The following is an 11,985-nucleotide window of genomic DNA, read 5'->3' on the forward strand; positions in this document are numbered from 1 at the left end:
AATTTGAAACTCGTTTTCTTCAATACTTTCAAACAGTTGCCTTCCGAATCCGGAGCCGCCTAAGTGGCTTACCCCTCGAAAGAGATGCGCATTCTACAGAGCTCAGGCGAGGTGTCAACGAGCTTTTTGATATTTTCTCAAAAACCCCGGATTCCGTTCAATCCTTAACCAAAACGCGGGCAATCTTCTTCTTGCCTGCCTGGACAACGCAGTCATCACCGGCTGCAAACATCCGCTCATCGGTTACCTGCTCACCATTGATGTATACCGCCCCACGACCAAACACATCTTTTGCGGCCTTACCATTGCTCGCCAGGTTCGCCTCTTTCAGCAACGACACGATGTGCAACTCCCCGCGCCCCGCCAGGGACACTTCCACCGTTGGCACATTTTCGGGAATCTCACCAAGACCAACCCGGTTGCCCGCCGACTTATGAGCGGTCGCCGCCGCCTCGGCATCATGAAAACGGGTAATAATCTCTTCCGCCAGCAGCTTCTTGTACTCCTGGGGATTAGCGCCACCGTCTACGGCAGCATGGAACTCTTCCACTTCCGCCAGCGGCCGGAAGCTCAGCAGCTCGAAGTAACGCCACAGTAAATCATCTGGCATTGAAAGCAGCTTGGTGTACATCTCACCAGGAGAGTCATTAACACCGATATAGTTCCCCAGGGACTTGGACATCTTCTGAACACCATCCAGCCCTTCAAGTATCGGCATGGTCAGAATAGCCTGGGCCGGTTGCCCATAGTGCTTCTGCAGAATGCGCCCCATGAGAAGATTAAACTTCTGGTCGGTCCCGCCCAGTTCCACGTCAGCTTCCAGCGCCACAGAATCGTAGCCCTGAACCAGCGGATACAGGAACTCGTGAATAGCGATGGATTGCTCGGCGCGGTAACGCTTGGTGAAGTCATCACGCTCCAGCATCCGGGCCACCGTATATTGGCCCGCCAGCCGGATCATATCCGCCGCGGTCATCTTCCCCATCCATTCGGAGTTGAAAACTACGCGGGTTTTGGCCGGATCCAGGATCTTGAACACCTGCTCTTTATAGGTAATGGCGTTTTCCGCCACCTGCTGGTCTGTTAATGGAGGACGGGTAGCGCTCTTGCCACTCGGATCACCGATCTTACCCGTGAAGTCCCCGATCAGGAAAATAACCTCGTGGCCGAGATCCTGAAACTGCCGGAGCTTATTAATAAGGACAGTATGCCCAAGGTGAAGATCGGGCGCCGTGGGATCAAACCCCGCCTTGATGCGCAGAGGGCGGCCTTCTTTCAGCTTCGCCACCAGATCGTCTTCCGGAATCAGCTCGTCAACGCCACGCTTGATTATGGCTAACGCCTCATCGATAGATGCCATGAACTACACGTCCCCAGTTTTATCTAGAAAGATTCTGTCAGTTACAGACCTCTACAAAAGAAATCTGTGAGTTACCCGATCCCCTGATACATTAGAGTCGTTCAGTTTTTGAACAGACCCGAACATTCAGGGCGGCGTATTATAGCAATGACGCCACCAGAAATCTGGAGAATGGACCAGTAACTGTAATGTTCCGAGCTGTCCCACACGCATTTTATGCGGTAATCTGTTGGACTATACTTTATCAACAGCTTTAATTAGGTAGTTCAACCTACCGGAATACCGATTAAAACGGGTGCCACACGTGCTGAAAACGCTTCCCAAAACACACATTACCATTGCCGCCGCGGCCACCGTGGTAGTAACGGCCGCCATTCTAATGAGCCCCAGCTCTGATGTTGAGGCCAAGAGGATGTCCTATTCCCTGGACCTGAATGGCAACCCTGTCACCAATTCTGCGCCCAAAGAAGGCACGCCGACCTCAAGTAACAGTACTCCAGATTCGGACGATAGCGCAGTTCCAGCGAAAGCGGAGCTGGCAATCAACAGTCCAGCAGAAGACCAGGCGCCCAAGCTGAACTGGCAGGAACACAAGATCAAGTCCGGGGACACGTTGTCTTCCCTGTTTCGTGATGCCGGATTCAACGACGGCATTATGTTGAAGGTCATCCATGGCGAAGGCGAAGCAGACAAGCTGCAACGCCTTTATGCAGGCGAAACCATTGCCTTCGCAACCGATGCCAATGGTGACCTGGCCGCTATCGACCTGAAACGCAGCTTACTGGAAACGCTTCACATCTCCAGAGTTGAAGATGGCTTCAAGGGTGAAACCATTGTCCGCGAACCCGAGGCCCGCCCCGCCTTCGCTTCCGGTGTAATCGACGGCTCCCTTTATGTTGCAGCCCGGGAGGCCGGAATGAGCGACCGGCTAGCCATGGAGATGGCCGGCATCTTCGGATGGGACATCGACTTTGTATACGATGTTCGCAAAGGCGACCGGTTCGAGGTGGTCTATGAAGAACTTTACCTCGACGGCGAAAAGTTCGACACCGGCCGCATTCTTTCTGCCCGCTTTATTAACAGGGGCGAAGACAACGTAGCGCTTCTGTACACCGACAGCAATGGTGACAGCGACTACTATGCTCCCGATGGCTCCAGCATGCGCAAGGCATTCCTGAGGACGCCGATCAATGCACGGGTATCCTCCCCCTTTAACATGCAACGTCGCCACCCTGTTCTTGACGTCGTTCGACCTCACGAGGGCACTGACTATGCCGCCCCTCCCGGAACCCCCATCAAAGCCGCCGGCAATGGCCGCGTACATTTCGCTGGCTGGAAGGGCGGCTATGGCCGCACCGTGATTCTCTCTCACGGCGATAACATAACCACACTGTATGCTCACATGAGCCGCCTGGGCAAAGGCATCAGGAACGGCTCCCGAGTGAAACAGGGAGAGACCATCGGCTACGTTGGCTCCTCCGGTATGGTCACCGGGCCACACCTGCACTATGAATTCCGCAAGAACGGTGCACCACGAAACTCCCGCACGGTGGATCTGCCGGATGCCAAACCGGTACCCAAATCCGAGATGGCCCGTTTCAGCCAGTTTGCGAAGCAGCGGGTCGCCCAGTTCGAAGTGTACCGCGATGGCCACCAGCAACTCGCACTGGCCCAAGATCAGGACGAGTAACCCGTGAGCACGTGGCTGGGACTGATGTCCGGCACCAGCATGGACGGTATTGATGCCGTGCTGGTGTCGTTTCCGGGTGACCGGATCTTCATACATGCCACCCACAGCATTCCGTACCCCGACGACATTCGCCACCGCCTGGCTCAGCTCAGTCAGAATCAGGGAACGCCCGACGAATTGGGCGAGCTGGACCATATTGTTGGCAGCCTGTTTGCCAAAGCGGCTATCCAGACTCTCGACAAGGCCGGCATGCCCCCGGGCGACATCGCTGCTATCGGCAGCCATGGTCAGACCGTTCGCCACCAGCCGGGGGGCAATGCGCCCTTTTCCCTGCAAATTGGCGACCCCAACCTGATAGCCGAACGCACCGGCATCACTACCGTGGCCGACTTCCGCCGACGTGACATGTCGGCAGGCGGCCAGGGCGCACCACTGGTTCCCGCTTTCCACAAAATGTTTTTCGGTTCGGAGACCGAGGACCGCTGCATTCTCAATCTGGGCGGAATCGCCAACATCAGTTGGCTGCCAGCAGGCGAACATCAAAAGGTCAGCGGTTTCGATACCGGCCCCGCCAACGCGCTGCTGGACGCATGGTGCCACTACCAAACCGGACGCCCCTATGACGAAGCCGGACGCTGGGCCGAGGAAGGCATTGTTCACCATGAATTACTCGGAGACATGCTCTCGGATGGCTATTTTTCCCGACCGGCCCCCAAAAGCACCGGCAAAGAAAAGTTCAATCTTGAGTGGGTAAAGACGCTGGCCCACAGACACAGCGATGCTTCAGCCGTCGACGTCCAGCGCACCTTGCTGGAGCTGACAGTGGTTTCCATTGCACGCCAACTGCCGCAATCGCCGGGGATGACAGTATTTACCTGTGGCGGCGGAACCCGGAACGTGTTTTTGATGCGGGAACTGAAACGAACCTGCAGTCCGCTGACGATCGCATCGACCGCAGATTTAGGGCTGGATCCACAGTGGGTGGAACCTGTCGCCTTTGCCTGGCTGGCAAAGCAAACACTGGAGAAACGCCCCGGCAACTTGCCTGAAGTAACCGGAGCGTCAAGGGAGAGAATTCTCGGGGCGGTCTATTTCGCCTGATCAGATAGAGAAAGAGCTGCCACAGCCACAGGTGGAGCTCGCATTCGGGTTGCTCACCACAAACTGGGAGCCCTGCAGACCTTCGGTATATTCCACCGTTGCCCCTACCAGATACTGATAGCTCATCGGATCCACCAGTAGCGTCACTCCATCCTTCTCGATGGTGGTGTCCTCCTCGTCCTGACTTTCATCGAACGAGAAACCGTACTGGAACCCGGAACAACCGCCGCCAGTCACAAAAACCCGCAACTTGAGTTGGGAATTACCCTCTTCCTCAACCAGCTCGCGCACTTTTGCCACGGCGCTATCACTGAGAAACAGCGGTGTGGCCATTTGTTGCTGAACTACACTCAAGTCCGCCTCCGGATTACTGTACGTGTGATGCACACGATTATCATATTCCTGACCAAATCAGTCAACTATTCCGTTTCCACCCGGTTTTCCACGTCATCCGGGCGTTCCGCAGCCTCTCTGGCGCCATGCTGATGGGCGTCACTGTTCAGCAACCCCACCGGCTCACGCTGGTGTACCAGGTTACCATTCACCGAGGCGCCCATCGCCATCTCGATCAGGTTGTAATAGACATTACCATTGATAGAGGCTTTTTCGGCCAGTTCAAGATGGGCTGAAGCATAGACATCGCCATTGACGTTACCATTGATAATCACATGGGGTGCGACAATATCGCCGGTAATTTCGCCCACTTCAGACACCCTGAGCACTGCGTCGCTACCCTCCTCCGCGACCACCTTGCCACGAACGCGGCCATCAACGTGCAATCCGCCGGAGAAATGTACATCCCCCTCCACCGTCGTGCGCGATGAAACCAACGTGTCAAAATGCCCAGTTGGACGACGGGGTGCCTGTTTTTTCTTGCCGAGCATGTCAGTTCTCCGTTAAATCAACCCAATTAAATGTACGTTCCGCCTGTGCGGCCTTGCTGCCTTCGGACCGGGCAACTACCTGCACCTCCATTGGCTGGAAATCCGACGGCAGCTCAAGCTGGCCTTCGATATCCTGGAAGTAGCGGAAGCGGAATTTTACGCCCAGATCGTCGATATCACCGGAAAGGTCACGAAGCGCGATGACTTCTTTCTCATCACTACGCATGCCAATCACATTAACGGCGACAACGCCTGAAATATAACTCTTGTTGTTTCCCACCTGGGTAAGGACAAGTTTGAAGCCGTAATCATTCTCGTCGCGCCCTGATTGCAGTGACAACCGGTCCACCTGTAACCCCTTACTGGTCTCCGAAGGCGCCATGATATTCTGATAGAAAGTCAGGTCAGCCTTCAGTGAAGCAATCTGCGTTTCCAGACCAACGATGGTCTTGCGAGTCTGATTCAGTGCTTGCTGGTCAATCGCGCGCCCCCGCTCCAGATTCGTTAACTGCTGGGACGCATCACGATAATTTGCCCGAAGATCCTCCACTTCCTGCTCAAGCTGGTCACGGCTATCCTCAACGGAGGAGAAGCGGAAGCCGCCCTGGGCGAGCCCCGCAGCATATCCGCCAACTGCGGCAACCACTGAAAACACCAGCAGTATCAGGGTGCGCCTTAGCCTGTACCCCGGTCGGTGGCGGATAACAACATATTCTTCCGCCGGCTTTCTTGGTTCACTCACCGGCGATTCCTATGGCAGCAACGCGGGCGTTTCCAGCCCGAGAGTTTCTTTCAGGCCAAACATGATATTCATGTTCTGCACCGCCTGCCCTGCCGCACCCTTCACCAGGTTATCGATGACAGAGGAAACAATCACAATATTGCTGTTTTCCTGACGATGCAGGGCCATCCGGCAATGGTTTGCTCCCCGTACGCTGCGGGTTTCGGGATGACTGCCAAATGGCATCACATCCACAAAAGGCTCATCCTGGAAACGATGCTCGTAAAGCGCTTGCAACTGATCAAAGTCCTGCGGATTCTTCAGCTCGGCGTACAGGGTTGCCTCTATACCACGCACCATGGGAACCAGGTGAGGCACAAATGTGATACCCACGTCTTTTCCGGCGGCATGACTAAGGCCCTGACGAATCTCCGGCAGGTGCCGGTGTCCTGAAGCCCCATAGGCCTTGAAGCTTTCACCGACTTCGCCATGGAGCATGCCGATCTTACCCTGACGGCCGGCGCCACTGGCACCGGATTTGGCATCGGCAATCAGCCGTGATGGATCCACCAGATTGTTCTCCAACAGCGGCAGGAAGCCCAACTGGACGGCCGTCGGGTAACAGCCAGGATTCGCCACCAGTTGCGCATCCCGTACTTCGTCCCGCACCACCTCGGGAAGGCCATAAACGGCTTTTGCGGCCCATTCCGGGCTTTCGTGGGGCATGCCATACCAGTTGGCCCACACGTCCAGATCCCTCAGGCGAAAATCGGCGGACAGATCAACAACCCGGGTGCCCGCCGCCATCAACTCGGGCATCATGCGCATGGCCACGCCATGGGGGGTCGCGAAAAACACCAGGTCACAGGCAGAGAGAGTGTCTACATCCGGCTCAGAGAACGCCAGATCATAATAGCCGCGAAGATTCGGATACATCTCCGCAACCGGGAGGCCCGCTTCCGAACGGGAAGTGATACAGCTCACCGTTGCTTCAGGATGGACCGCAAGAATTCTTAGAAGCTCCACACCGGTGTAGCCGGTTCCGCCTACAATGCCTACTTTTATCACCTGTTACTCCAGCCTCATTCGGTTCTGCAAAATACGAGTCATGTTTTGACTACTAGTCTAACATGATAAACCAACGACTTATTGCAGCCCGACAGGCGACCGTTACAATAACCCTACGATCCACCCTCAACCGGAACTCCGGCGTTCATGCGAAAGATCTGGCACCAGATTACCGAGCACCTGATTCCCGTATTCCGCCGCAGGCTCTCCGGCGTTGACGCCTTGCCACAACTGGCCGTACTGGGTCTGCTCTCGGGGCTGATCACCGGGGGCGTCATCCTGGTGTTCCGCCTGGCCATTGAATGGCCGTTAGAGTATTTCCTCCCGGGCGAAGGGTCAGAATCCTTCGAGGAACTCGACCTTCTGACCCGTGGATTGCTCCCGCTGGCAGGCGCCCTGGCACTTGGCCTGTTTCTCCATCGCCTGGCTACTCACGACCGCAAAGTGGGCATCGTACACGTCATGGAGCGCCTGAATTATCATCAGGGTTATATTCCGGTTCGTAGCGCCATCGTTCAGTTCATCACCGGCGTGAGCACCGTTGTCACCGGACAATCCGCCGGTCGTGAAGGCCCGGCTGTACACCTTGGGGCCGCCTTTTCCAGCCTGATGGGGCAGTGGATGAGGTTGCCGAATAACAGCATCAGAACCCTCGTGGCCTGCGGTTGTGCAGCAGCGATATCCGCCTCTTTCAACACGCCGATTTCTGGCGTGATCTTCGCCATGGAAGTGGTCATGATGGAGTACACCATCGCCGGATTTACACCGATCATTCTCGCCGCAGTCAGTGCAGCGATTGTCTCGCAGGCGATCTACGGATCGGAGCCTGCATTCAGCGTGCCCGCCCTGACCATGAATTCCCTGATGGAAATCCCCTGGATTCTTGTCATTGCCATCATTATTGGCGTAGCCGCCGCCATATTTATTCATCTAGTAGACACGATGGGCCGTTACCACCATCGTCCGGTACTGCTGCGTCTCGCAGTATGTGGTCTGATGATGGTGCCCTTCGCTTTGCTGATTCCGGAAGTGATGGGCATCGGCTACGATACCGTCGACCTCGCCATCCACGGTCACCTGGCGTTCTGGCTGCTCCTGGGGGCAGGCATCGCCAAACTGATTATCACCTCATTGACCATTGGGCTCGGAATGCCCAGCGGCGTCATCGGCCCCACCATTTTCATGGGCGCTACCCTGGGTGGCGCAATGGGACTTGTCGGCGCCCAGATTGCCCCAGAGACAGCATCTTCCGTTGGCTTCTACGCCATGCTGGGCATGGGAGCCATGATGGGTGCGGTACTGCAGGCGCCACTGGCGGCGTTGATGGCATTGATGGAGCTGACCCGAAACCCGCACATCATGTTACCTGGCATGCTGATTATCACCACCGCGAGCCTGGTAACCAGCGAGGTGTTCGGCAAGAAATCCCTGTTCCTGACAATATTGAAGAGCCAGGGCCTCAGCTATCAGAACTCCCCCGTCATCCAGGCTCTGCGACGGGTGTCCGTCGGCGCCATCATGGACCGCAGCATTTTACGTACTGAAAGACACCTGTCGATGGACGAAGCTCGCAAGATACTGAAATCAGAACCCAAATGGCTGGTCGTGGAAGGCAGCAGCGGCCCCACTGCACTGCTTCCCGCCGTGGACCTTGCCCGCTATATCGAAGATGCTGGAAAACTGGCTGAAGAAAAGGAGGCAAAACTTCCGGAAACCATCGACCTGATGGAAATTCCCGCCAACCGCCGGGATGTTGCCCCAGTACAATACCAGGCCACCCTGGAAGAGGCGCTGGATGTATTCGACAGCACCAACGCGGAAGCACTGTACGTACAGCGCCACGTTGCCCCGATGATTCAGCGCGTATACGGCATCGTGCTGAAATCCGACATTGAAAGTTATTACCAATACCGACGGAGTTAAGCGATGCTCTGGGTGAAGGCCCTCCATATTATTTCCCTGGTCTGCTGGTTCGCCGGCATTTTCTATCTGCCGCGCCTGTTCGTGTACCACGCTGCCTGCGAGGATCAGCCCGGACGTGAACGCTTTAAAATCATGGAACGCAAGCTGTACCGGGGCATCACGACCCCATCGATGATAGCCACCCTCATTTTTGGCATCTGGCTGATCAGTTACAATGTGTCCGGTTATTTCAGTCAGGGCTGGATGCATGCCAAACTGGCACTGGTCGCGCTGCTGATTGCCTACCACTTTTACTGCGGCCACCTGGTCAAGGTTTTCCGGGATGACCGGAACACCCGGGGCCATGTATTTTATCGCTGGTTTAACGAACTGCCGGTACTGGTACTGGTAGCCGTGGTCATCCTGGTCGTTGTCAAACCATTCTGAGGAGCTGAGCCATAAAACGCTATACTCGCCCCCAAGTACTGATCCTGTCTGGCCTTGACCCGTCGGGAGGGGCCGGCATCCAGGCCGACATTCAGGCCATCACCGCACTGGGCTGCCATCCGTTGCCGATCCTGACCTGCCTGACCGTTCAGGATACCTGCAACGTATACGACGCCAGCGCTGTTGATGCAGACCTTATCCGCAGGCAACTGGACCGTGTGGCGGCAGACGCCCCCATTCACGCCATTAAAACCGGCGCCCTGGGCAATGCCGAAGTCGTTGATGTTCTGGTGGAGTTTCTGCACCGGAACGCCGACATCCCCGTGATTACCGATCCGGTTATCAAAGCCGCGGGAGGCGGCGATCTGGCAGACGCCGCATTGATCCAGGCAATGAAGGAGAACCTGTTCAGCTGTGCGGAGATGATTACCCCCAACGGGATTGAGCTGGCCATGCTTGGCGACAGCGATGACCCGGCCGAAGCCGCGCAGAGGCTGATGGCAGCAGGCTGCCAATCGGTTCTGGCCACCGGCGGTCACGGCGAGGGCCCGCAAATCACCAACACCCTCTTCACTCACCATGCCGATCCCCTGCAATGGCAGATTGAGCGGGTAGGCGGGGAATATCACGGCACCGGGTGTACGCTGGCGGCTGCCATTGCCGCTGGTCGCGCTGCGGGACTGTCGCAGCGGGCTGCGATATCCCAGGCACAGAATTTCGTTAACCACGCCATACTCCACGCCCTGGAGGTTGGCCGCGGCCAGCCAGTACCGGATCGCGGCATTCCCTGGGAGCGCTGAGCTCATGACAGCCACTCCCTTTCCGAAGCGCCTCACACCAGGCCTTTACGCCATTACCGACAGCGATCTGCTGCCGGAGGACAAACTGCTCCCGGCGGTGGAGGCTGCACTGAGGGGCGGCGCGGTACTGGTCCAGTACCGTGACAAACACAGCTCAGCGGTGACGCGCCTGAACCAGGCCCGAAACCTCGTCGCTGCCTGCTGCAACGCGGGCGTGCCCCTGCTCATCAATGACGATCCCGACCTGGCGCAGCGTGTCGGCGCAGACGGCGTTCACCTGGGTCAGACCGATGGCTCGCTTCTGGACGCCAGAAAAAAACTCGGCGACGGCGCAATCATTGGCGCTACCTGCCACGGTGATTTGGCGCTGGCCGCGAAAGCAGCCGGGGAAGGAGCAGACTACCTTGCGTTCGGGCGCTTTTTCGGATCAACCACCAAGCCCGATGCCCCGCCTGCGGAGCTGTCGATACTGGCGGAAGCCCGCCAGTATCATCGGCCGCTGACCGCCATTGGCGGCATTACTACCCGGAACGGGGGAGTTCTTATCAAGGCCGGGGCGGATATGCTGGCTGTCGTCGGCGGGTTGTTCGGAGGCGGCCCAGAACACACGGAACAACAGGCGAAAGCATTCGCGCGACTGTTTGCCGCCCACCATCCGCTGTTCCAGTCCCGGACAACAACTCACGACACATTTTCAAATATTCAGGAGCCCTGAAACCATGACTCACTCCGAAACCCTCTTTGCCGAGGCCCAGAAATACATCCCCGGCGGCGTTAATTCTCCGGTGCGGGCATTCCGCGGCGTGGGTGGCACGCCCATTTTCTTCAAGCATGCCGAGGGCGCCTACCTCTACGACGAGGATGATAAGCGCTATATCGATTACATCGGTTCCTGGGGGCCCATGATCCTCGGCCACTCCAACCAGTTGATCAAGGACGCGCTCCACACCCAGATTGATCTCGGTGTCGGCTACGGCGCACCCACCGCCATTGAAACTGAAATGGCCAAGAAGGTGTGCGAACTGGTCCCCTCTATTGATCTTGTCCGCATGGTGAACTCCGGTACCGAGGCAACCATGAGCGCCATCCGTCTGGCCCGGGGCTACACCGGCCGGGACAAGATCGTCAAATTCGAAGGCTGCTACCACGGCCACGTGGATTCCCTGCTGGTCAAGGCCGGTTCAGGCGCGCTGACCCTTGGCGTACCCAATTCCCCCGGCATTCCCGCCAGCCTTGCCGAGCACACCCTGACGCTGACCTACAACGATATCGACAACGTGCGGGAAACCTTTGCCAGGATGGGTGATGAAGTCGCCGCCATTATCGTGGAACCGGTTGCCGGCAACATGAACTGCATTCCGCCGGCTCCGGGTTTCCTGGAAGCACTGCGCGAGGTTTGTGATGAACACGGCACGGTGCTGATTTTCGATGAAGTGATGACCGGCTTCCGCGTATCACTGGGCGGAGCACAGGGATACTACGGCATCACCCCGGACCTGACGGCCCTGGGCAAAGTCATCGGTGGCGGTTTGCCGGTGGGCGCCTTTGGCGGCAAGCGGGAGATCATGGAGCATATTTCTCCTCTCGGCCCGGTGTACCAGGCCGGAACCCTGAGCGGTAACCCGCTGGCCATGTGTGCGGGGCTGACCACGCTGAACGCGATTTCCGAACCAGGCTTCTATGACCAGCTGACCGAGAAAACCAATGCCGTGCGCGACGGGCTCAAGGAAGCCGCGGATGAAGCCGGCATTCCTCTGGCGGTGCAGAGCGCGGGCGCCATGTTTGGCTTCTTCTTCACCGACGCACCGGCCATCACCCGTTTCGACGAAGTCATGGCGTGTGACGTGGAACGCTTCAAGGCCTTTTTCCAGGGCATGCTGAAGGAAGGCGTCTATCTGGCTCCCTCCGCATTTGAAGCCGGGTTTACTAACGCTGCCTTGTCACAGGATGACATTGATCACACCATCGCCGCGGCAAAACGGGTCATGAAGACACTGTAAACCCGCACCCGA

The 11,985-nt window shown here is 57.2% G+C and carries 12 protein-coding genes; 7 read left to right on the forward strand and 5 right to left on the reverse strand.

The features are described from left to right. Positions 1–157: 157 nt before the first annotated feature. Complete coding sequence (tyrS, locus tag ACQUWM_RS16010; RefSeq protein WP_407001315.1) at positions 158–1,360, reverse strand: tyrosine--tRNA ligase; 1,203 nt, start codon at positions 1,358–1,360, stop codon at positions 158–160. 304 nt (positions 1,361–1,664) lie between these two features. Between tyrS and ACQUWM_RS16015 the strand changes: the two genes are divergently transcribed. Together ACQUWM_RS16015 and ACQUWM_RS16020 are read left to right on the forward strand one after the other, a co-directional pair. Next, positions 1,665–3,050: an OapA family protein gene (locus ACQUWM_RS16015; RefSeq protein WP_428922819.1), complete on the forward strand. Its 1,386-nt coding sequence runs from the start codon at positions 1,665–1,667 to the stop codon at positions 3,048–3,050. A 3-nt stretch (positions 3,051–3,053) separates the two neighbouring features. Beyond that, on the forward strand, positions 3,054–4,151 hold the full coding sequence (locus tag ACQUWM_RS16020; RefSeq protein ID WP_428922820.1) for an anhydro-N-acetylmuramic acid kinase: 1,098 nt from the start codon (positions 3,054–3,056) through the stop codon (positions 4,149–4,151). On the opposite strand, the gene erpA is transcribed toward ACQUWM_RS16020, so the two are convergent. The 4 genes from erpA to argC all read right to left on the reverse strand — a co-directional run bounded on the left by erpA (position 4,152) and on the right by argC (position 6,824). Then, a complete protein-coding gene (gene erpA, locus ACQUWM_RS16025) occupies positions 4,152–4,484 on the reverse strand; it encodes an iron-sulfur cluster insertion protein ErpA (RefSeq protein WP_406988987.1) in 333 nt (110 codons plus the stop codon). 86 nt (positions 4,485–4,570) lie between these two features. After that, entirely contained in the window at positions 4,571–5,035 is a 465-nt protein-coding gene (locus ACQUWM_RS16030) for a bactofilin family protein (RefSeq protein WP_407001318.1), read from the reverse strand. A gap of 1 nt (position 5,036) precedes the next feature. Further along, positions 5,037–5,777: a DUF6776 family protein gene (locus tag ACQUWM_RS16035; RefSeq protein WP_407001319.1), complete on the reverse strand. Its 741-nt coding sequence runs from the start codon at positions 5,775–5,777 to the stop codon at positions 5,037–5,039. Positions 5,778–5,786: 9 nt separating this feature from the next. Further along, a complete protein-coding gene (argC, locus tag ACQUWM_RS16040; RefSeq protein WP_407001320.1) occupies positions 5,787–6,824 on the reverse strand; it encodes an N-acetyl-gamma-glutamyl-phosphate reductase in 1,038 nt (345 codons plus the stop codon). Between the two features lie 147 nt (positions 6,825–6,971). On the opposite strand from argC, the gene ACQUWM_RS16045 reads away from it, so the two are divergent. The 5 genes from ACQUWM_RS16045 to hemL are packed head-to-tail and all read left to right on the forward strand — an operon-like array spanning position 6,972 to position 11,973. After that, on the forward strand, positions 6,972–8,747 hold the full coding sequence (locus tag ACQUWM_RS16045) for a chloride channel protein (RefSeq protein WP_407001321.1): 1,776 nt from the start codon (positions 6,972–6,974) through the stop codon (positions 8,745–8,747). Positions 8,748–8,750: 3 nt separating this feature from the next. Beyond that, positions 8,751–9,173, forward strand: a complete 423-nt coding sequence (hemJ, locus tag ACQUWM_RS16050; protein ID WP_407001322.1) for a protoporphyrinogen oxidase HemJ — start codon at positions 8,751–8,753, stop codon at positions 9,171–9,173. Positions 9,174–9,214: 41 nt separating this feature from the next. Further along, the gene (gene thiD, locus ACQUWM_RS16055) at positions 9,215–9,973 is read left to right on the forward strand and encodes a bifunctional hydroxymethylpyrimidine kinase/phosphomethylpyrimidine kinase (RefSeq protein WP_428922880.1); all 759 of its coding nucleotides are present in this window, start codon (positions 9,215–9,217) and stop codon (positions 9,971–9,973) included. A 4-nt stretch (positions 9,974–9,977) separates the two neighbouring features. Further along, on the forward strand, positions 9,978–10,688 hold the full coding sequence (thiE, locus tag ACQUWM_RS16060) for a thiamine phosphate synthase (protein ID WP_428922821.1): 711 nt from the start codon (positions 9,978–9,980) through the stop codon (positions 10,686–10,688). A gap of 4 nt (positions 10,689–10,692) precedes the next feature. Beyond that, the gene (gene hemL / locus ACQUWM_RS16065) at positions 10,693–11,973 is read left to right on the forward strand and encodes a glutamate-1-semialdehyde 2,1-aminomutase (RefSeq protein ID WP_428922822.1); all 1,281 of its coding nucleotides are present in this window, start codon (positions 10,693–10,695) and stop codon (positions 11,971–11,973) included. Positions 11,974–11,985: the final 12 nt, after the last annotated feature.

This window comes from Marinobacter sp. DUT-3, assembly GCF_050379435.1.
Taxonomy (GTDB): Bacteria; Pseudomonadota; Gammaproteobacteria; order Pseudomonadales; family Oleiphilaceae; genus Marinobacter.